Here is a 20,174-nt window from a genome sequence, read left to right on the forward strand (position 1 = left end):
AAGGCAGGGGGCGACCCGCATGGATATGAGGGCCGTCCCCGGTGCCTCCGGCCCGATCGTGGAGCTTACCGGCGCTGGCCGCTCCTTCGGAGCCGTCCGGGCGCTGTCGGAGGTAAACCTTTCGATCGGCGCGGGCGAATGCGTCAGCCTCGTGGGCCACAACGGGGCCGGCAAGTCCACGCTCGTGAACCTCATCACCGGCGCACTTGGCCCGAGCGACGGCGCAGTGCGCCGGATCGGGGGCGATGCGCGCTCCAGCGGCATCCGGTCCGTGGCCCAGGAGCTGTCGCTGGCCCCCAACCTCACGGTGGCCGAAAATTTGCGGATCCCTCAGCGGGACCTTCGGGGCCTGTTCTGGCGGGGGCGGGCGGGGCTCCGCATCCGGACCGCCTTGGACGAGGTCTTCCCGGGCCACGGCATCGACGCCGCGGCCACCGTGGCCGACCTGACCTTGGCCGAACGGCAGATGGTCGAGATCGCCATGGCTTTCGCCGAAGGGGAGGTTCCGGCGCGGCTGGTGATCCTGGATGAGCCGACCTCGTCCCTGGACGCAAGCCGGGCCGAGCAGCTCATCGCCTATGTCCGGCGGTTCCGGGCGGCTGGCGGCGCGGTGGTCTTCATCTCGCACATCCTGGGAGAGGTCTTCGCCGTCGCGACCCGGATCGTCGTCATGCGCGACGGGCAGATCGTGGAGGACCGTCCGAATGGGAGCTTCACGCGCGCCGGTCTGGTCGAGGCCATGGGCCATGTGGCCCGTGCCGCCACCGCGCGGACGATGCTCGGGCCTTCGGGGGCGCCCGAGATCGTTGCCACCCCAGAGGGGCTGCGCGCCAGGGCCGGTGAGATCCTGGGACTCGCCGGGTTGGCGGGGCACGGGCAGGCCGAGGCACTGGCCCGGCTATATCTGTCGCGGACCTCGAACTGGCGCGGGCGTGGCCCGGTGCCCGCGGCCTTCGTCGCGGGAGACCGGGCGAGGGACGGCGTGATGCCGCTCTGGTCCATCGCCCGGAACCTGTCGGTGGCCGGGCTGTCCCATCTCACCCGCGCGGGTCTCGTGGACCGCCGGGCCGAGGCCGGACTCGCCCAAGGCTGGCGCGAGCGGATCGGCATCAGGACCGATGATGTGGCGAACCCCATCCTGTCCCTGTCGGGCGGCAACCAGCAGAAGGTCCTTTTTGCCCGCGCCCTGGCCACCGGCGCTCCTCTTGTCGTCATGGACGACCCCATGCGCGGCGTGGATATCGGCACGAAATCGGACGTCTACGACATGATCCGGGCCGAGGCGGCACAGGGGCGCACCTTCCTGTGGTATTCGACGGAGACCGAAGAGATGACGCTCTGCGATCGGGTCTATGTCTTTCGCAACGGCCGCATCGCGGCCGAACTCGGGCGGGAGCAGATCACCGAGGAGCGCATTCTCGCCGCCTCGTTCGAGATGGGAGAGGGCGAGGCATGAAGGGAATCGACCTCCGGCTGGCCTTGCCGGTGCTGTCCCTTGCCGTCCTGCTCGGGGCGGTGTTCTGGATGCAGCCGCGTGCCATGAGCTACACGGGGCTGAACCTCCTGTTCAATCTGGCGGTCCCGATCGCGCTGGCGACGATCGCACAGATGCTGGTCATCATGGTGGACGACATCGACCTGTCGATCGGGACCTACGTCAGCTTCTGCGCCTGCGTGACGGCGACCCTCCTGCATGACACGCCCGTGGTGGGGATCCTGGTGCTGGCCGCCGGGGTGGGCGTCTACGCGGCCCTGGGCGCCCTGATCGAGCTGCAGAAGCTGCCGGCGATCGTGGTCACGCTTGGGATGTCCTTTGTGTGGGGGGGGCTTGCGGTGCTGCTCCTGCCCGCGCCCGGCGGTGCTTCGCCCGACTGGATCACCACGATCATGAAGGCGCGTCCGCCGCTCATGCCCATGGCCATCGTCGCCTGCATCCTCCTGGCGCTGGCGTCGCACCTGCTGGTGACCCGTTCCGCGATGGGAACGCTGTTGCGCGGCGTCGGAGGCAACGCCCGCTCGGTCGCGCGGGCGGGCTGGTCGGTCGTGCGTCTCAGGGCACTGGCCTATGGCCTGGCCGGCGTGTTCGGCGTGCTGTCCGGGATGGCGCTGGTCGGGCTCGCCACCTCGGCGGACGCCAACATCGCGCTGCGCTACACGCTTCTGTCCATCGCCGGCGTCATCCTTGGAGGTGGCGAGTTCACGGGGGGCCGGGTCTCGCCCGTCGGCGCGGTGATCGGGGCGCTCACCCTGACCTTGGCAGGAAGCTTCCTCACCTTCATCCGGCTGTCGCCCGACTGGCAGATCGGGGCCCAAGGGGTGATCCTCATCCTGGTGCTGGCGGCCCGGCTCTTGGTGCGGCGGAGGCGGACGGCATGATCGGCCCGACGGTGACCCGGCCCTGGTTCTGGGCGTTCGCCGCGGCGGCCGTGACCTTTGCCGCGACCGTGGCGCTGACAGGAAGCCAGGGGGGCGTGGAGCTCCTCATGGCAACCCTGACCTTTGCCTCCTTCTCGGTGCTCGTGGGACTGGGCCAGATGGCGGTCATCACCATGGGGCCGGGCAACGTCGACCTGTCCATCCCGGCGGTGATGACGCTGGCGGGGACTCTGTCGCTCAAGCTCATGAACGGCGCGGCAGGCATGGAGATCTGGGGCCTTCTGGCCGCTCTGGCCATCGGGGTGGCGGCTGGGGCGGGCAATTACGCGCTCATCTTCCTCCTCCGCATCCCGCCGATCATCGCCACGCTGTCCGCGTCCTTCGTGTTCCAGTCGCTGGCGATCTGGTCGAACCGGGGCCTGCGAATCAAGCCGCCCGACTCCCTCGCCGGCTTTTCGACCGGCGCGAGCCTGGGCCTGCCCAATCTCGCCTGGATCGCTCTCGTGGCGGCCATGGCGTTCTGGCTCCTGATCGAGAGGTCGGCCTATGGGCGGCGGCTTTCGGCCATCGGTCAGAATCTTCGTGCCGCGCGGCTGGCCGGGATCCCGGTGGAAGGGGTCCGGGCTGGAACCTACGTCCTTTCGGCGGCAATGGCGGCGCTGGCCGGATTCCTGCTGTCCTGCTTTTCGGGCGGGGCGGCGCTCAACATGGGAGCGGAATACCTCCTGATGTCCATCGCGGTGGTGGTCATCGGAGGCTCCTCGATCGCTGGGGGCAACTCCAACGTCCCGGGCATCTGGGGCGCAGCGATGTTCATGTTCCTGATCGTGTCGATGCTCAACTCCTATGGCCTGGGGGCGGGCGTTCGCCTCGTCCTCACGGGGGTCATCATCATCGGCATCGTCACGGCCGCCAGTGGTCGCCGGCTGCCCGGGTGACGTCCCGTCCCGCACGAAGCTTCCTCCGCTTCCGTTGCGGGATCCAGCCGGGCCGGGCCACGGCAGGACCGCGCGGCGACACGATCCCAGTGGTTCAACGCTGAGCCCATGATCCTTCGGGAAAGGGTCTTCCGCAGGTCCTTGCCGAGGTGATCCATCGTACCTCCTCGGACGGGGAGTTCTATTGTAGGCTTCGCTCGACAGCGATGCTGGCTTGTTGGTTGGAGTTATCGATGGCTGGTCCCTCCCTTGGCACGAACCTCTCCGGCATCGTCGACTGGTCCACCGCATTTCCGTTCGTGGATCTCTTCAGGATGTCCCGGCCCTGGTACACGCAGAGCGACGACGTGTTCGATACCGGGCAGGCCGGGATGCTTGATCTCGACGCGAAGGGCTGGGTTCGCGGATTCACCCGCGACGGATCGGCGGCGCCCTTCGACCGTGTGTCCACGATCCTGAACACGGCCGGGGATTACCTTCGCGAGGGCCATTACGTCATCGACTGGAAAGGGCAGGGCCGGATCGAGATCGGCGGCGATGTCCAGATCGTCAGCCGCTCCGCCAATCGCATCGTCATCGATCCCGGAAGTTCGGCCGTCGAGATCCAGATCCATGCCACCGATCCGGCCGGAACGGGAAACTACATCCGCGATCTGAGGATGTATCATGAGAAGGATGCGCCGCTGCTCGAGGCGGGGGTGGTGTTCAATCCCGACTTCCTGCATCGCATCGAGGATTTCCGCGTGCTCCGGTTCATGGACTGGATGGGGACCAACAACTCCGACATCAGCACATGGGCGCAGGCGCCGGTGCTCGGCTCGCCACGGCAGAGCCTGTTGGAGGGTACAGGAGGCGCCTCCATCGACGTGATGGTGCAGCTCGCCAACGAGGTGCGTGCGGATCCATGGTTCAACATCCCGCACGCTGCGACGGACGGGTACGTCCGGGCTCTTGCCACCTATGCGCGGGATCATCTGGCCCCAGGTCTGCACGCGCGGTTCGAGTATTCGAACGAGGTCTGGAACTGGGGCTTCGACCAGGCCGACTACGCCCAGGCGCAGGGCCGCGCGCTCTGGGGCGACGTCGATGGCGCGTGGATGCAGTGGTACGGCAAGCGTTCGGCCGAGGTGGCGCGGATCGTGGCCCAGGTGTTCGGGGACGAGACGGGCACCCGCGCCTTGAACGTCTTCTCCACGCAGGCCGGGTGGCAGGGACTTGAGAGCTACGCTCTGGATGCGCCCGATTTCGTGGCCCATGGGGGACGGCCGCCCCGGGACGCGCCGTTCCATGTCTATGCCATCGCGCCATATTTCGGCGGCTCCCTCGGGAGCGAGGAGATGGCCGCGCAGGTCGACACCTGGATCGCGCAGGGCAAGGCCGGCATCCGCGCCGCTCTCGACTACATCGAATCCGGGCCGGCCGGCGACAGCCTCGCGAATATCGGGGCGACCATCGCCTACCATGCCGGGGTAGCCCAGTCGCTTGGATGGCAGCTCGAGGGCTACGAGGGGGGGCAGCACATCGTCGATCTCGCGGGGCTGTTCGGCGGAGAGGAAGACCCGGCGCGAACGGCCTTTTTCCTGAAGCTGGTCGCCCATCCGCGGATGCAGGACTTCTACCAGGACTACTTCGAGACGTGGCGCGATTCAGGCGGTGGGCTGCTCGCGCAATTCTCGGATTTCGGGCCGGCGGACCGCTACGGAAGCTGGGGGTTGTGGGACAGCGTCGACGGCCCGGACACGCCCCGCTCCATCGCCGTCGAACAGTTCCGGGACACGGTCGACGCATGGTGGCAAGACGCGCGTCCAGCCTCGACCTTCGACGGGGTCCGAACGCTCGTGGACCGGGCCGGGGTCGGATCGCTTCTGGGCGGCGCCGGGACCGATCGGCTGTTCGGCCTCGAAGGCCGGGATCACCTCAAGGGACTGGGCGGGTCGGACGCCCTCTATGGCGGGTCCGCAGCCGACCGGCTCTTTGGCGAGGACGGGGCGGATCGGCTGTTCGGAGGTTCGGACCGGGACCTCCTGCGGGGCGGCACCGGGCGCGATGTCCTGACCGGCGGCGCGGCGGACGACCAGTTCGTCTTCGCCACTCTGGCCGAAGCCGGGGACAGGATCACCGATTTCCACAATGTGCCCGGCGACAACGACCTGATCCGGATCGACGCGTCGAATTTCGGCGGGCGGCTCCCTGAGGGGACCACGCTGGCGGCGTCGCAGTTCCGGGTGCGCGCGGACAACCAGGCCCAGGACAGCAACGACCGCTTCATCTTCCGCACCACGGACCGGACGCTCTGGTTCGACAGCAACGGTCACGCGACGGGCGGGCTCAGCCTCGTGGCTGACCTGCAGGCCGGGGCTCATCTGACCAGCAGCGACATCCTCCTCGTCTGAGGAAGGATTTCGGCCACGGACCATCCTGTCGGTATCTGACCTGGACGGCCGATGGAACGTCCAGTCGCCTCAGCCGCAGCTTGGCCGGGGCCGCCGTTCGGGTCAGGCGGCGTCGTCGTAGACGGCTTCAAGGTAGACGCCCTCGTCGACCATGTCGACGAGCCAGCGGCCGAAGCTGAAGCCCGGGATGGCGGCCTGTCCGAAGGCCTCCAGCGCCTGCCCCGAGGTGATGGCGCCTTCATCCATGGCACGAACTACCTCGATCAATCGCTCGATCCGGGTCTGGTCGCGACCGGACAGCCCGTGGGGACCTGTCAGCTGCGCCGTCATGCGGCTGCGCAGATCCTCGAGGTGGGCCGGGTTCGCGGGGTTGTGCAGAAACAGTGTCATGGGAAACAGCCACGAATTGGAAACAATGCCTTGGCCGATCCCTTATTCGGCCAAGGCTGCTCTAGGCCAGAGGGCATTGTGACGCAACGTCGCTTGAAGGGACGACACGCCATCCGTGCCGGCGATCCGGCTTCTGGAACATGGGCTCCAGTCGGTTGACGGGTCAGGGCAGGCCGCCTGACCCCGGGCGCGCCGAGGCCACCATGGGAACGGCCCCGGATCTAGCCGATCTCCCTTGGGCAGCGACGTTCCACCGCATCCCAAGATGGGCCTCGCACGGGGGGTCGAAGAACCTCGCTGTTGGACCTTCGTTCGGCCAAGCCTTATGGACAGTCGATGCTCCGCCTGTCGCGCCTGTCCCTTGCCGTTGCCACGGCCCTGTCCCTTGTGGGGGCCGGGCTCACGTGGTCTGTTTACAGGACCGAACTGGCGGGACAGCAATCGGCCTTCGACGTGCTGGTTCAGCGGGCCGCGACCCGCGTCGAGACCCGCATCGAGCAGCATATCGCGCTCCTTGCCGCCACCCGCGCCTTCCTTGAGGTCCACCACGATCCGGGCGACCGGGACGTCTTTGCCGCGTTCGTGCAAAGCCTGGGGCTCGAGGGCCGCTATTCCGGAATCCAGGGCATCGGCCTGGCCCGGGTGGTCGGTCCCCAGGACGAAGCCGAAGTCCAAGCCCACCTGCTTCGCGACTATGGCGTCGGGGCCCGGATCTGGCCCGAGCCGCTCCCTGGCCTTCGAACCGCCATCGTCCTCCTGGAACCGGATAATGACCGGAACCGTGCCGCTATCGGGTTCGACATGGCCACCGAGGAACGCCGCCGGGCGGCGATGATCGAGGCGCTCCAGGGCGGCGAGGCGGCGGCCACCGCCCCCTTGCGGCTCGTGCAGGAGATCAGCGGGGACGTTCAGGCCGGGATCCTGATCTATCTGCCCCTGCGCCGTTCCGCCGCCCCCGGCATGGAGGGTTTCGCCTACGCCCCGGTGCGCATCGGCGACCTGTTCACCGCCGCGCTCACCGGGGACGAGCTTCCGGTCGAGATCAGGGCGGCGGACGCGGATGCGCCGGACCTGCCTCTCTTCGTGACGTCGGGCTACGAGTCGGCGGACGTCCGAGGCGGCCTGTCCAGCCACGCCCGCCTGACCGTCGGAGGGCGCGAGTGGGACCTGGCCGCCCGGCCCACGCCGCGCTTCGACACGGGCGAGCCCCTCCGGCACACGCTCCTGAGCGGGATCGCCTTTGCCCTTCTGGTCCTGAGCACCAGCTACGCCGTCCATTGGCAGGGCATGGCCATCCGACGGGCCCGCACGCTCGGCGAGACCGTGCAGCGCAACGCCGAGCAGAAGGACCTGCTCCTGCGAGAGATGGCCCACCGCCTGAAGAACGCGCTGACCCGGGTCAGCGCCATCGCGCGGGCGACCGCCCGGGAGACGACGAGCAAAGAGGACCTTGTCGCGCGTCTCAACGCCCGTTTGCAGGCCATGTCGGCGGCCCAGGACCTGTTGATGCTCTCGGGCACCGACAGTGCCGACCTCGAGGAGTTGCTGCGATCGGAGATCGACCAGATCTCGGGCGCGGCGGCGAACCAGGGACATCTCGCGGGGCCTGCGGTGCGCCTGGACGAGCGGCAGACCCATGCCTTGGCCTTGGTGTTCCATGAGCTCGGGACCAACAGCCTGAAGTACGGGGCAGGGGCACAGGCCGGCGGCGAGCTTCGCGTCGACTGGTCGGTCGAACCGCAGGCGTCAGGCGACGAACTCCGGCTGACCTGGGAGGAGCGGACCAGGCAGCCGGTCCCGGCCGCATCAGGTCCCGGGTCCGGGTTCGGGACGCGGCTCCTTGAAACCCTGGTAGTCGGGGAGTTGGGTGGGCGGTTCGCCCGACGGCCACAGCCGGACGGGGTGATCATCGAGATCCACTTTCCGCTCGCCTCCGCCGTTCAGGTCCTGGAGCCCTGAGCGCGGGCGATCGAAGCACTTGGGACTGCGGCGCGCATGGACGGCCCGTCCGGGCAACACCGGCAGCCGGGCACGTGCCACGCCCGGCGGTCCACGGACGGCCTGTGGCCGACTTGGCCCATGTCGAAGGGCGTCCCCGGGCCGCAGGGAGATTGATCCCCCAGCCTGTCGAGGCCGCCCCTTGGCGCAGGGCAGATGCAGGCGGGCTACTCGAACCGGGACCGGCCCGGCGCCGACCTGGAGCCGGCCAGGGCCTCCAGCACGAGTTGGAATCTGGCGTCGCCCGGGTCCCTCGGCAGGGGGAACGCCTGGAGCAGGCAAGGCCGGACACTCTCGGTCGTGGAGGCACTGCCTTCGCTGGAGCCATTCGGCACGAAGGCGTGAGGGTGGTCGTAGGATGGAGGGGGCATGATGGCTCATGGGCAGCGGCGGCTACTGACTCAACCCCTGCCGCTCGTCTTGGTTCTATGTGCCTCGAAACTCCTGTCCGCTTCCGGGCCGGACGAGGGCCATGCCCCCGGCTCGACAGGTTCGGGGGCCCGATGCCGAGCTAATCCCGCGGTGCGAGGCATGATCATCGGGCGGGCGAACGGCCCCTGTGCCACAGATGTCGCAGCGTTCACGAAGGTCGCTTGACTTGCCGCTGTCACGAACCGCCATGCTCGTGCATTCGACGACAAGGATGAGGGAGGTTGGCGTGTGAGCAGCTCGGCAGGTCATCCGATCCCGTCCTCCCCGGCCGGAGCGATGGGGAATCGCAGGGTGTTGGCCTATGGGGCTGCGGTTGCGCTCCCGATCGGCACCCTGTTCCTGCGCCTGCTGTTCTGGGAATACATCCCGGGCCTGCCGTTCGTCTTCTTCATTCCAACCGTGGCCCTTCTTGCGGTCGTCGGAGGAACCGGGGTCGCGCTGCTGGCCTCGATCGTGTCCGGCGTCCTTGGCCTTGGCTACCTCTCGGTGCCGTCGCCCTTCGGGCCGGGCAGCCAGGGGATCTGGGTGGGGTTCGCCACCTATGCCACCGTTTGCGCCATCCTCATCTCGGCCGCCCACCGGGCCTCGAAGTTGGCTGCCAAGGCCGTCGACGCCGCGGAGGCCAATGCCGCCGCCCGCGAAAGCGTGCTGCGGGCCAAGCTGGAGATGGCCGAGCTGGCGGTCGCACGCGGCGCGGCGGAGAGGCGGCTCGAACAGGTCACGGACGCCCTGCCGGTGTTCATCTCGCAGGTGGGCCGGGACGCCCGGTTCCAGTTCGTGAACCGGGCCTACGAGGAATGGTTCGGGGTGAGCCGCCACGCGATCAACGGACAACGCGTCGAGGACGTCATCGGCCCCGACGCCTACGCCCAGGCAAGAACGCATTTCGACCTCGTCCTTTCGGGCCAGAGCACGTCCTTCGAGGCAAAGGTGCCCAACGCCAGCGGAGAGCTGCACGACGTGCGGGCCACCTACGTGCCGAACCTGGGGGCGGACGGTCAGGTCGAGGGCTATTTCGGCTTCGTCCAGGACATCACCGAAGCCAAGAGCCAGGCCGAGCTCCTGGCCCAGCGGGAACGTCACCTGCGCGCCGTCCTGGACAGCGTGACCGACTGCTTCTACGCCGTGGACCGGGATTGGCGCATCACCGTCTTCAATCGCGCGGCCGAGCGTTACTACGGGCTCGATCAGGACGCCGTGCTCGGGCGGAAGCTCTGGGAGGTCTTTCCCGCCCACTTGGGCTCGGTCTTCGAGAAGCAGCTCCAGCAGGTCATGCAGAGCGCCGTTCCCGTGACCTTCGAGGCGCCATCGGTGGTTTTTCCCGACCGCTACATCGAGATGCGCGTCTCGCCCAAGGAAGGGGGCGGACTTGCCGTCGCCTTCTCGGACGTCACCCTTCGCAAGGTGCAGGAGCGCCAGCGCGAGCTGCTGATTCACGAACTGAACCACCGGGTCAAGAACACGCTGGCCGTAGTCCAGTCCATCGCCGCCCGCTCGCTGCGCGATTCCCGCGTGCCCCCGGATGCACGGGAAGCGTTCGAGGGGCGCCTCATGGCACTCGCGGGGGCGCACGACCTCCTGACCCAGGAAAGCTGGGAGGCCGCGCAGCTCAGGTCCGTGGTCGAGGCAACCCTCCGGCCCTTCGATCTGGAGCATCGCATCGAGGTTTCGGGACCTGATCTACGACTCCGACCTCAGGCGGCGGTGAGCCTCACGCTGGCACTGCACGAGCTTGCGACCAACGCCGCCAAATATGGGGCCCTGTCCAACAAGACGGGGGTCGTGGGCCTGTCCTGGACCATATCCGGGCCGGATCGTCCGATGTTCCGCCTCGTCTGGCAGGAGCGCGGCGGCCCGGAGGTGACGCTTCCGAAACGCTCCGGCTTCGGGTCGCGCCTGATCCGGGAGGGTCTGGTCCGAGAGCTGGGCGGTCCGGTCAGCCAGGACTTCCTCCCCGAGGGCCTTGTCTGCACGATCGAAGCCCCGGTCGAGAACCTTCAGGCCACCGTCAGCTAGGCCGCGCGATCCACCGGCGTGAGGCCCCTGCCTGCGGCCGGCGCGGTCCGGGCGCGACGCTCCGGGTAGCTGCCGGCGATGGAGCAGGCGGACCGGACCTCAATCCCGCCGATCTGCGCCATGGGACGCCCCGGCGATGAGGATACCGGCCAGCGACACGGCCAGCCCGACCACCATGGCCCAGGACAGAGGCTCGCCGAACATGACCCACGCCCAGATCATCGTGACCGGCGGGCTCAGGTAGAGAACGGCGGTGACCCTCGCGGGCGAGGATCTCCGGAGCGCAAGGTAGTACAGGCTCCAGGCCCCGAATGTGGCGATCACCACGAGCCAGAGAATGCCGCCGATGAACCCGGCATCCAGCACCGGAGCGACGCCCCCCTCGATCCAGGCCGGTCCGGCCAGGAGGGCCGCCGCCGACAGGCATTGAAGGCAAAGGCTCTGGTGCACGGGCAGCGCGCCTGCGGCGCTGCGCTTCTGGAGGAGCGTGGCGAGCGCGAAGGACAGCGTCCCAAGGACCGGCAGGCCATAGGCCCAGAGCGCCACGTCCCCCAAGCTGAGGGATCGGCCGGAGGCGATGAGAACGCCCGCTAAGCCGATGATCGACCCCAGCCATTGGCGTCGCGTCAGCGCCTGACCCAGGATGGGCCAGGACAGCAGGGCCACCATGAGCGGCAGCAGATCCGCGATTAGGGCCACAAGGCCGGTCGGCACCCCCTGTCCGATGGCGAGGGCAAAGCCGGACAGGTAGCCGGCCATGGCCAAGGCCCCGAACAGCATCTGAGGAGGAACATCGCGCCACCGCAGCCGCGGGCCGACCAGAAGGGCGAAGGGCAACAGGAGCAGCCCCGAAACGAGGCTGCGCCATAGCAGGATCAGGAAGATGGGGGCATGGTCGCTCGCGAAGCGGATGCCCACGAAGCCGGCACTCCAGGAGACGACCAGGGCAGCCTCGAGCACGACAAGCGTGGCCGCGACCGCGAGCCTGCTCCTCGGTCGAACGAGTGAAGAGGCGTGCGTCATCGCGGATCGCTTTCGACTGGGCCGGGATCGGCGGAACTTGGAAGGCGGGCCGCCCATCCTGTGGCCGTTACTGTCGGTAGGGTCGCGCTATCGTCAAGCGGCGGGATGAACGGCCTGCCTCCCATGGCGATCGTCGGACGCCCGTGGACCACGCGGCGCCGGAAGCAGCGTGATGACCGCCAGACCCCCGAGCACGAGCAGGGCGCCAAGGATCTTCTGCCCCGTCACGACCTCGCCCACCACCGCGCTGGCCAGGAGCCACGCCGTAACGGGCTCGGCCAGGGCCAGTGTGACCGCCGTCGAAGCCGCCACGCGGGTCAGCCCCCAGGTATAGAGCGCATAGGACAGGCCCGTGACGCCCACGCCCAGGAAGCCGATCCAGAACCAGCTTCGCGGAGCGGCCATCCAGTCCAGAGGGGTCACGAACAGGACCGGAAAGGTCAGGAGGGTGGCAACGCCGAAGGTCGCCGCTGCGATCGTGACGGGCGGCGCCCGATGTCCGACCCGGCTCGTGATCATGGAATAGGTCGCGTAGCAGGCCGCCGCTCCGGCCGCGAGCGCCGCGCCAAGGATCGAGCCGCCCTGATGTCCTCCGGCCAGGGCCAGGAGACCCACGCCCAGGATCGACACGGCCTGCCCCAGGAGCCGGAGCGCGGCGGGCCGTTGCCGGTCCACGGCGATCTCGAAGGCCGTCGCCCAGAGTGGAGCGCTTCCGATGGCAATGGCCGTGCCGATGCCGACCCCCGTCTCGGTCACCGCGCGGAAGAACAGCAGGTTGTAGCCGCCAATGGCCAGTCCTGCGGGGATGATGCCGCCCCAGGGCAGACGGGCAAAGCCGCTGCGGCTTTCGGTGCGGGCCATGGCCAGTAAACCGAGCGTCGCAGCCCCGACCAATAGTCGAAGAGCACCCACGGCCAAGGGATCGCGTCCTTCAGGGAGGAAGGTCTGGACCGTGCCCGTGGTCCCCCAAAGCAGCGCCGCCGCCAGGATGGCCCCTACGCCCAGCAATCGGGAAGTTGCCCGCATCTCATGCCTCGTACGGATTAGCGTCCCGCCCGACCTATCGTGCACCGGAGCCCTGATCTTGCCCGATCGTTCCATTTCGTGGGCCGTGCGTGCCAGCCAGGCGGCGCCATGCCCCGGGCGTGCGACCAGTCTGGCGTCGCATGGCCCGGGTCAGGGCAGCCTGATCGGAAAAGCCGCAGGTCAGCGCGATGTCCGCCAGCGAAAGGCAGCGGTCCGCCAAGAGGCGGCGGGCCATGTCCAGCCGGACGCGCGTGATGAAGCGGCCGGGGCTTTGCTCATCCTGATCGGCCAGGACACGATACAGCCCCGACCGGCTGAGTCCGGCTTCCCGTGCGAGGCGCGACACGGACCAGTCCGCGGCTGGCTCGGATCGAACGGCATCCCGCAGCACTTCGAGCGTCCTGCGCGTCGGATCTGGCTCGCCCAGTGCCGAGGTCAGGAGATGCGCCAACGCCGCGCGGTCACCCTCCGCGAGGTGGGCGGAGGCCATGCGCAGCGAAGCGAAGTCCATCAGCCCCCGGACCGAGCGGGGCGGAGCGAAGTAACGCTGACGCTGCATCCTGTCCTGCAAGGTCCCCGACATGCCGGCGTCCGACAGATCCAGCACCAGCGACAGATTCTCGCCGTGGCCAGCTTGGGTATGGGCCTCGCCCGGAGCGACGAAGGCCGACAGAGTGGATGACAGCCGCGCCCCCTGTCCGGCGATCTCGATCTCCAGTTCCCCCTGCAAAGGGATCACGACCTGCACGAAGTCATGCGAATGGAGCACGCCGGTTCCGTCATAGCTGCGTACATGAAGAGCGGCGGACATGGGGCGACCTCTGGAGAGCGCGGCGGGCGTCACATAGCAAGGAGCGGCGCGCGCCCCTTCGGATGGCCGCCGTATACCCGATCCCACGCCCGCGCGCACGGGGCGCCGTGCGAGGTGGGCCACACCACCGGCCCCCTTCAGCGCCGGCCGTCGCCCCGGGTTGCGATCCATCCGCAGCGTTCCTTACGGGTCAGCCGTTTGGGGCCGCGGACTGCATCCCGGTAATCCTCGTAAGGGGGTCACATGGTCGGGATGCGTCTCGTCAGAATGCATCCTGAGTGCGGAAGGGTTCACCGCCATGCCGGAACGCGGACGTAGGGCTGGTGGTATCCCACGGCGCAACTGAGTTCGATCACGGACGCCAGCGCCAGCGACCGCACGAGCGAAAGCGCACGGGACAGGGTCGGTCAGTCAGCTTCAGCCGATCGTTCAGCCATGCGCGATCCCGGGTATCAGAGGTCAGGGACTCACTGCGGTCTGAAGGAGCGGAGGGCGCGACGGGGCCAAGGTAGAACGGTCCAACGTCTCGGTTGCGAGACCACAGAGACACGATGGCACGTCGCCCGGCGGTTAGACGAGTTCCACGTTTTCGACGAGCCGCTCAGATCCAGTAACGATAGCTCCGTGACACTGCCTTGCGTCAGCCCGAAGTCTGCACTGGCCTCCGCCAGTCCCGTCTTGGTAGGCTCGTCGCTCTGCATAGCCCCGACCTCGGCCATGCGTTCCTGTGTCGCCGGACCGAAGGTCGGTGCCGATGAGGTCCATTTCAGGTCATGTGCAGACGCGTCCGATTCGGCACCCTGACCCGCCGCAGCGGCCCAACTCCCAAGTAAGCTTTCCGGGTGCTTCAACTTGCATCAGTCCTCAAAAATCCCACAAGGTCGTTCTTTGGACTGCTCGCGGCGGCGACTAAAAAGCCTCAAAATAAATCAAGTGAACTGCATTTTCGAGACGACAGGAACATATTGTTGCAATCCGATGCCGCATAATGAAGAGATTGCTGGGCCGAAGATGTCTACCGGGCCACTATCGCGCGCGCCCAATGGACGGACAGACGGCTGCCTCGACATTCGGCACGACTTGACGCCGAGCCCTAAAGTTCCGGCTGACAAGAGCACGGGCGAGCCGGCGTCCATCAGGGAGGAACATTCATGAAAACAAGCCTTCTCGCCACGACCATGCTGGTCCTCGCCAGCGGAGCCTCGGCCGAGTCCATCGGCGTTAGCATCGTCAACTTCGACAACAACTTCCAAACCCTGCTGCGGAATGGCATCTCGGAATATGCCGACACCCTCGATGGGGTCGACGTGCAGGTCGAGGACGCGCAGAACGACGTGGCCCGGCAGCTCGATCAGGTGAACAACTTCATCGCCTCCGGAGTGGATGCCATCATCGTGACGCTGGTGGACAGCGCCGCCGCGCCAGCCATTTCGCAGGCGGCAACCTCGGCCGGGATCCCGCTCGTCTTTGTCAATCTCGAGCCGGCTGATCTGTCTTCAATGCCGGACAATCAGGCCTACGTCGGCTCCAACGAGATCGAGTCCGGCACCCTGGGCGCATTCGAAGCCTGCAAGATGTTGCGCGCGGCAGGAAAGGCGGCCGGAGCGATGGGCTACATGCTTATGGGCGACCTCGCCCATCAGGCCGCCGTGCAGCGGACCAAGGACGTTCATGACGTCATCGGCACCGACATGTGCAAGTTCATATCGCTGAACGACGAGCAAAGCGCGGGCTGGTCGCGGGATCAGGCGCAGAACCTCATGACCAACTGGCTGTCGACCGGCGACATTCCGGACGTCGTGTTCGCAAACAATGACGAGATGGCGATCGGTGCGATCCAAGCGATGAAGGCGTCCGGGATCGACATGGCCGACGTGGTGGTGGTTGGCGTCGATGCCACGCAGGATGCGCTTCAGGCGATGCAGGCCGGCGAACTGGACGTCACCGTTTTCCAGAACGCCAAGGGGCAGGGGCAGGGCGGGCTGGATGCTGCCTTGGCGCTGGCGCGCGGCGAGCCTGTCGAGCAGGTCATCTACATCCCCTTCGAGGCTGTCACGCCCGACAACATGTCCAGCTTCATCGGCATGAACTGAGCGACCGGGCGGTAAGCCCAGCGAGATGAACCGGCCAGGATGGACGGGGGGGAGCCTGAAGTCCTCCCCAAGATAACCGGCAAGGTGGATGAGCCCAGCTTATCACGCCTCAGATGAACCCCAGAAACCTTCCGGACCGTCCGATCTGGCAGCGGCGGCACTCCGTCCAGCCGTCAAGGAACGATCAAAGACCTAAACATCCAGATAAACTGGCATGCTCTGACGCCGTTGTGGGTGCGCCGCCCACGGCGGCGGCCCATGCCTCGGGCAGCCTCGTTCCGCTGGGCTACTCCGCCGCCCAAGCTGTCGGTTCAAAGACGAAATCATCGGAGCGGCGCGCTTCGGCCTGCTGCTTCTCGGCCAAGGTGACCCACTGAGACGTAAGGGCACCAATCGAACGCCAAGCCGTCCGGCCCTCGTCCTGTTCCTCGTGCTCCATGTGCAGTGAAAACTTGGAGTTCGCCATTTGTTCCATCCCTTTCCCTTCTGGGAAGCTCTTGGACAAAGGGCAGGGCCCGTAGGCCCTGACCGCGACTCAATACGTCCGGATCAGGCCGACCAGCCGACCTTGGACCTTTACCCGGCTTTCCGTGTAGATCCGGGTCTCATAGGCCGGGTTTGCCGCTTCGAGAGCGATCATTCCCTTTTCCCGACGGAAGCGCTTCAGGGTAGCTTCTTGCCCGTCGACCAGAGCCACCACGATATCGCCGGTATCGGCGGTCGTGGTTTCCCGGATGACGACGACGTCACCGTCGTTGATTCCCGCATCCCGCATCGAGTCCCCACGGACTTCAAGGGCGTAATGCTCTCCATGGGCCAGCATGGCCTGGGGCACAGCGACATGGCGGGCCACTTCGCTGATCGCAGCGATCGGCACACCGGCTGCGATGCGACCCATCAGCGGGATGTCCTGGGCCCCGCCGCTTTCGACGGCGATGGCCCCACGTGGCTGCGCGGCCGGCTTGTCGCCCGCGATGACCCGCGGCGTGAAGCCGGTCGACCGGCCGCCCCGATCGGACAGGGCGTCTGGCATCCTCACGATCTCGAGTGCCCGGGCGCGGTGGGGAAGCCGGCGAATGAAGCCACGCTCCTCCAAGGCGGTGATGAGGCGGTGAATGCCGGATTTCGACCGAAGATCCAAGGCTTCCTTCATCTCATCGAATGAGGGCGGCACGCCATCGCGCTGGAGGCGCCGGTCGATGAACTCCAGCAGGTCGAGCTGTTTCTTGGTCAACATGGCCGCAACCCCGCGCATGATTTCTCTATGTTCTGGGGCCGTTCTCGTTTTGTGTCAAGACGTTCTATGAAAAAGGGACGATCTCGACCATTTCCCCCGCATTCTTGGCTCCGGAACCGGGGGGTTGCACGATCAGGCAGTCCGCTTGGGCGAGCACGGACAACAGCGAGGAATCCTGATGGTCGAAGGCGCGTACATGACCGTCGGGCTCGCGCATGGCGCGAAGGTAATGCTCGCGCGGCCCTCCGGCGCCCAATGGGGCAGCGAGGGGGGCGAGCATTCGAGGGGCCGGGGCCCGTTCGAGGCCCAGCATGGCCCGCACCACAGGTCGCAGGAAGATCTGGCCGCACACCATGGCGGACACCGGGTTTCCCGGGAGACCCAGAAGCATGGTCCCGTCGGGGAACCGGCCGGCCAGCAGCGGCTTGCCGGGGCGCATCGCAACCTTGTGGAAATCAATCTCGGCGCCCGCCGCGCGGGCTGCAGGGGCCACGAGGTCATGGTCCCCGACCGAGGCACCGCCGATCGTGACGATCAGGTCCGCTCCGCGAGCCGTATCGAACGCGAAGGCGAGGGCGTCGGGCGTGTCTGCCGCGATGGGGAGGAGCCGCGGCCGGGCACCGTCTCCGACCAGCATCGCGTGCAGCCCGAAGGCGTTGGCGGCAAAGACCTGATCGGACCGGGGTGTCCCGCCGGGCATCACCAATTCATCGCCGGTGGACAGGATCGCGACGGTGGGACGACGCGCGACGGGCACGGTGGGCCGCCCGAAAGACGCCAGCAGCGCGATGTCGGCAGGCGTTAACCGTCGGGGGGCGGCCAACTCGGCGCCCGCAGGGAAATCGTTTCCTTCGGGGCGGGTGTGCGCGGCCACTGCGCCGTCCGACAGGACGATGCTCGACCCGTCAGCCGTGACCTCCTCCTGGATGACCACGGCGTCCGCGCCATCGGGCAGGGGCGCGCCTGTCAGGATGCGAACGGCCTCCCCCGGGCCGACGCGACCAGCATAGTGATGGCCCGCTGCCGACTCGCCGACGAGACGGAAGCGACGGCCCGGCTGTGCCTCGTCCGACCGCAGCGCGTAGCCGTCCATGGCCGACGCGGTGAACGGCGGTTGCGGGCGCAGGGCCCGGACCGGGCGCAGGAGCACGCGACCAGCGGCCTCGATCAGGGCGACGTCTTCGAGCGCGGGAGGCGGCGCGAGATCGAAGAGGCGCTCCAACGCCTCCGCCACGGAGATCATGGAGCCTCGTGGCGGCCCGATTTGCCACCATCCTTGAGCCGGACCCGGATCGCGCCGATCACCATGCCTTTGTCGGCGGCCTTGAGCATGTCGTAGAGGGTCAGGGCCGCCACCGAGACCGCAGTGAGCGCCTCCATCTCGACGCCCGTGCGCCCGGTGGTCCGAACCGTCGCCGTGATGCGGACGCCCGGAAGATCCTCCTCGCATTCGAGGTCGAGCGCGACCTGCGACAGGGGCAGGGGATGGCAGAGCGGGATCAGGTCCGAGGTGCGCTTGGCCCCCATGATGCCGGCGATCCGGGCCACGCCCAGCGCGTCCCCCTTGCCGACCCGTCCTTCCTGCACGAGCGACAGCGTCGCTGGTGCCATGGTCAGCGTCCCCTCGGCGACGGCGACGCGCGCAGTCTCGGGCTTGGCCGAGACATCGACCATGCGCGCCTGCCCATCCTCGCCGAAATGGGTGAGGGTCACAGCCCGCCCGCCGCCGACATCGGTGTCGCCAGGAGGCGCCGGGTCGCTGCGGCCACGTCCTCCTCGCGCATGAGGCTTTCGCCGACGAGGAAGGCCCTGGCCCCGTACCGAGCGAGATCCGCCAGGTCCGCCGAGGTGGAAAGGCCGCTTTCCGCCACGATCAGGCGGTCGGCGGGCACCCTGCGCGCAAGCTTCCGCGTCACGTCGAGCGACACCTCGAAGGTCTTGAGATCGCGGTTGTTGATGCCGATCAGGGGGGACTTGAGATGCGAGGCGCGTTCGAGCTCGGCCTCGTCATGAACCTCGATCAGGACGTCCATGCCCCAGTCCCGGGCGGCGGCTTCGAGCTCGGCGGCCTGGCTGTCCGACAGGCTGGCCAGGATCAGCAGGACGCAGTCGGCGCCCAGGCTCCGGGACTCGGTCACTTGCCAGGGGTCGTAGAGGAAATCCTTGCGGAGGACCGGCAAGGACACGGCGGCGCGGGCGGCGATCAGATAGGCGTCGGCCCCCTGGAACGACGGCGCGTCGGTCAGGACGGACAGGCAGGTCGCGCCCCCCTCGGCATAGGCCCGGGCCAGGGCCGGCGGATCGAAGTCCGCCCGGATGAGCCCCTTGGACGGCGAGGCCTTCTTGATCTCCGCGATCAGGCCATATCCCTTGCGGGCTGCTTCCTGGAGAGCCTTGGCAAAGCCCCGGGGAGCAGAGGCGGCGCGCGCTTCGGCTTCGAGGTCCGGGAGCGGGATCGCAGCCTTGCGTGCGGCGATCTCCTCGAGCTTGTAAGCCTTGATGCGATCGAGTGTGTCCATGCCGCAGAGATAGCGGCGACGGCAAGGCTTGGGAAGGATTGGGGGCCAGTTCGTCCGGAATGCGGTCGTGGGGCCACAAGCTGGGGCAGGCCGCGGGCGGCTTGCCGTTCTTTGCGGCAGGCGTCGGCCGCTGGGGTGGAGCATCCGTCCCGGGTCTTTCCCTGCTCCTTCCGGCCCGTCAGGTCGCGCCCCAGTCCACGGCGGCCTGGCCCTGCTCCGCCAGCCAGGCATTCACGCGGCTGAATGGCCGCGAGCCGAAAAAGCCCCGGCTGGCCGACAAGGGCGAGGGATGGGCGCTTGCGAGCACGAGGTGATCGCCCGCCCGGATATGCTTGGCCTGGGCCTGAGCGGGCTTGCCCCAAAGGACGAACGCCGTTGGCCGTTGTGAGATGCGGGCCAGGACTTGGCCTGTCAAGGCCTCCCAGCCAAGCTTGGCATGGCCGCCGATGACGCCGGCGGGCACGGACAGGTGCGTGTTGAGCAGGAGGACCCCCTGCCGGGCCCAGGGCGTGAGGTCGCCGTCGGGACGCGTGTCGCCGGTGTCCTCCTTGAGTTCGCGGAAGATGTTGGCCAGCGACTTGGGCAGGGGACGCACATCCGGGTTCACCGAGAAGGCAAGGCCCATCGCATGGCCGGGCGTCGGATAGGGGTCCTGGCCCAGGATGACGACCTTGACCGCGTCGGGCGGAGTCAGCGCGAGGGCATGGAAGCGCCGTTCATGCGACGGCAGGATCGGACGCGGGTCGCGGGCCAGGGCCTCGGCGATGCGGGGCCAGTCCTCCGAAAAGAAGGGCAGGTTGGCCCATGCGTCGGGAATCGGGCTGAGGTTCGGCGTCGCGGAGGATGCGAAGAGATCGGGCTGGCTGGCCATGGCGGGCTCCGCTACGGAATGCGGGGCCAACGCGCGACGGGGCGGAAAGGC

Annotated in this window: 17 protein-coding genes; 7 read left to right on the forward strand and 10 right to left on the reverse strand. The window is 67.9% G+C overall.

The window, feature by feature from the left end:
- The first annotated feature begins 19 nt into the window (after positions 1-19).
- From J3P31_RS05695 to J3P31_RS05710, 4 genes are all read left to right on the forward strand, one after another.
- Entirely contained in the window at positions 20-1,456 is a 1,437-nt protein-coding gene (locus J3P31_RS05695) for a sugar ABC transporter ATP-binding protein (protein ID WP_246849308.1), read from the forward strand.
- Entirely contained in the window at positions 1,453-2,376 is a 924-nt protein-coding gene (locus J3P31_RS05700) for an ABC transporter permease (protein WP_210527440.1), read from the forward strand. Before J3P31_RS05695 ends, J3P31_RS05700 begins: the two co-directional genes overlap by 4 nt.
- A complete protein-coding gene (locus J3P31_RS05705; protein WP_210527441.1) occupies positions 2,373-3,314 on the forward strand; it encodes an ABC transporter permease in 942 nt (313 codons plus the stop codon). The genes J3P31_RS05700 and J3P31_RS05705 overlap by 4 nt, the downstream gene beginning before the upstream one ends.
- A 233-nt stretch (positions 3,315-3,547) precedes the next feature.
- Positions 3,548-5,707, forward strand: a complete 2,160-nt coding sequence (locus J3P31_RS05710; protein ID WP_210527442.1) for a calcium-binding protein — start codon at positions 3,548-3,550, stop codon at positions 5,705-5,707.
- A 102-nt stretch (positions 5,708-5,809) separates the two neighbouring features.
- Here the strand turns inward: J3P31_RS05710 and J3P31_RS05715 are convergent, their stop codons facing one another.
- The gene (locus J3P31_RS05715) at positions 5,810-6,097 is read right to left on the reverse strand and encodes a hypothetical protein (RefSeq protein ID WP_210527443.1); all 288 of its coding nucleotides are present in this window, start codon (positions 6,095-6,097) and stop codon (positions 5,810-5,812) included.
- Between the two features lie 336 nt (positions 6,098-6,433).
- Here J3P31_RS05715 and J3P31_RS05720 point away from each other — a divergent pair, with 336 nt between their 5' ends.
- Both J3P31_RS05720 and J3P31_RS05725 read left to right on the forward strand, forming a co-directional pair.
- The gene (locus tag J3P31_RS05720) at positions 6,434-8,056 is read left to right on the forward strand and encodes a CHASE domain-containing protein (protein ID WP_210527444.1); all 1,623 of its coding nucleotides are present in this window, start codon (positions 6,434-6,436) and stop codon (positions 8,054-8,056) included.
- Between the two features lie 762 nt (positions 8,057-8,818).
- On the forward strand, positions 8,819-10,543 hold the full coding sequence (locus J3P31_RS05725; protein ID WP_210527445.1) for a sensor histidine kinase: 1,725 nt from the start codon (positions 8,819-8,821) through the stop codon (positions 10,541-10,543).
- Positions 10,544-10,642: 99 nt separating this feature from the next.
- Here the strand turns inward: J3P31_RS05725 and J3P31_RS05730 are convergent, their stop codons facing one another.
- From J3P31_RS05730 to J3P31_RS05740, 3 genes are all read right to left on the reverse strand, one after another.
- On the reverse strand, positions 10,643-11,566 hold the full coding sequence (locus J3P31_RS05730; protein WP_210527446.1) for a DMT family transporter: 924 nt from the start codon (positions 11,564-11,566) through the stop codon (positions 10,643-10,645).
- Between the two features lie 93 nt (positions 11,567-11,659).
- Positions 11,660-12,592, reverse strand: coding sequence for a DMT family transporter (locus J3P31_RS05735; RefSeq protein ID WP_210527447.1), 933 nt, complete (start codon positions 12,590-12,592; stop codon positions 11,660-11,662).
- Between the two features lie 34 nt (positions 12,593-12,626).
- A complete protein-coding gene (locus J3P31_RS05740; RefSeq protein WP_210527448.1) occupies positions 12,627-13,403 on the reverse strand; it encodes a helix-turn-helix transcriptional regulator in 777 nt (258 codons plus the stop codon).
- 1,151 nt (positions 13,404-14,554) lie between these two features.
- On the opposite strand from J3P31_RS05740, the gene J3P31_RS05745 reads away from it, so the two are divergent.
- On the forward strand, positions 14,555-15,496 hold the full coding sequence (locus J3P31_RS05745) for a substrate-binding domain-containing protein (RefSeq protein WP_210527449.1): 942 nt from the start codon (positions 14,555-14,557) through the stop codon (positions 15,494-15,496).
- Between the two features lie 286 nt (positions 15,497-15,782).
- Here J3P31_RS05745 and J3P31_RS05750 read toward each other — a convergent pair whose 3' ends face one another.
- From J3P31_RS05750 to J3P31_RS05775, 6 genes are all read right to left on the reverse strand, one after another.
- Positions 15,783-15,962 (reverse strand): hypothetical protein, encoded by a 180-nt coding sequence (locus J3P31_RS05750; protein ID WP_210527450.1) that lies wholly within the window; start codon positions 15,960-15,962, stop codon positions 15,783-15,785.
- A gap of 69 nt (positions 15,963-16,031) precedes the next feature.
- On the reverse strand, positions 16,032-16,733 hold the full coding sequence (gene lexA, locus J3P31_RS05755; RefSeq protein ID WP_210527451.1) for a transcriptional repressor LexA: 702 nt from the start codon (positions 16,731-16,733) through the stop codon (positions 16,032-16,034).
- 64 nt (positions 16,734-16,797) lie between these two features.
- Positions 16,798-17,976, reverse strand: coding sequence for a molybdopterin molybdotransferase MoeA (locus J3P31_RS05760; protein ID WP_210527452.1), 1,179 nt, complete (start codon positions 17,974-17,976; stop codon positions 16,798-16,800).
- Entirely contained in the window at positions 17,973-18,446 is a 474-nt protein-coding gene (gene moaC / locus J3P31_RS05765) for a cyclic pyranopterin monophosphate synthase MoaC (RefSeq protein ID WP_210527453.1), read from the reverse strand. Before moaC ends, J3P31_RS05760 begins: the two co-directional genes overlap by 4 nt.
- Entirely contained in the window at positions 18,443-19,252 is an 810-nt protein-coding gene (trpC, locus tag J3P31_RS05770; RefSeq protein ID WP_210527454.1) for an indole-3-glycerol phosphate synthase TrpC, read from the reverse strand. Before trpC ends, moaC begins: the two co-directional genes overlap by 4 nt.
- 178 nt (positions 19,253-19,430) lie before the next feature.
- Positions 19,431-20,123 (reverse strand): uracil-DNA glycosylase, encoded by a 693-nt coding sequence (locus tag J3P31_RS05775; RefSeq protein WP_210527455.1) that lies wholly within the window; start codon positions 20,121-20,123, stop codon positions 19,431-19,433.
- Positions 20,124-20,174: the final 51 nt, after the last annotated feature.

The sequence above is a fragment of the Rubellimicrobium arenae genome (assembly GCF_017916275.1).
GTDB classification, from domain to species: Bacteria; Pseudomonadota; Alphaproteobacteria; order Rhodobacterales; family Rhodobacteraceae; genus Rubellimicrobium; species Rubellimicrobium arenae.

Excerpts from the sequence above, each read along its gene's own strand:
- J3P31_RS05695 (WP_246849308.1), top strand. The coding sequence starts at position 20 with ATGGATATGAGGGCCGTCCCCGGTGCCTCCGGCCCGATCGTGGAGCTT.
- J3P31_RS05700 (WP_210527440.1), top strand. The coding sequence starts at position 1,453 with ATGAAGGGAATCGACCTCCGGCTGGCCTTGCCGGTGCTGTCCCTTGCC.
- J3P31_RS05705 (WP_210527441.1), top strand. The coding sequence starts at position 2,373 with ATGATCGGCCCGACGGTGACCCGGCCCTGGTTCTGGGCGTTCGCCGCG.
- J3P31_RS05710 (WP_210527442.1), top strand. The coding sequence starts at position 3,548 with ATGGCTGGTCCCTCCCTTGGCACGAACCTCTCCGGCATCGTCGACTGG.
- J3P31_RS05715 (WP_210527443.1), bottom strand. The coding sequence starts at position 6,097 with ATGACACTGTTTCTGCACAACCCCGCGAACCCGGCCCACCTCGAGGAT.
- J3P31_RS05720 (WP_210527444.1), top strand. The coding sequence starts at position 6,434 with ATGCTCCGCCTGTCGCGCCTGTCCCTTGCCGTTGCCACGGCCCTGTCC.
- J3P31_RS05730 (WP_210527446.1), bottom strand. The coding sequence starts at position 11,566 with ATGACGCACGCCTCTTCACTCGTTCGACCGAGGAGCAGGCTCGCGGTC.
- J3P31_RS05735 (WP_210527447.1), bottom strand. The coding sequence starts at position 12,592 with ATGCGGGCAACTTCCCGATTGCTGGGCGTAGGGGCCATCCTGGCGGCG.
- J3P31_RS05740 (WP_210527448.1), bottom strand. The coding sequence starts at position 13,403 with ATGTCCGCCGCTCTTCATGTACGCAGCTATGACGGAACCGGCGTGCTC.
- J3P31_RS05745 (WP_210527449.1), top strand. The coding sequence starts at position 14,555 with ATGAAAACAAGCCTTCTCGCCACGACCATGCTGGTCCTCGCCAGCGGA.
- J3P31_RS05750 (WP_210527450.1), bottom strand. The coding sequence starts at position 15,962 with ATGGCGAACTCCAAGTTTTCACTGCACATGGAGCACGAGGAACAGGAC.
- lexA (WP_210527451.1), bottom strand. The coding sequence starts at position 16,733 with ATGTTGACCAAGAAACAGCTCGACCTGCTGGAGTTCATCGACCGGCGC.
- J3P31_RS05760 (WP_210527452.1), bottom strand. The coding sequence starts at position 17,976 with ATGATCTCCGTGGCGGAGGCGTTGGAGCGCCTCTTCGATCTCGCGCCG.
- trpC (WP_210527454.1), bottom strand. The coding sequence starts at position 19,252 with ATGGACACACTCGATCGCATCAAGGCTTACAAGCTCGAGGAGATCGCC.
- J3P31_RS05775 (WP_210527455.1), bottom strand. The coding sequence starts at position 20,123 with ATGGCCAGCCAGCCCGATCTCTTCGCATCCTCCGCGACGCCGAACCTC.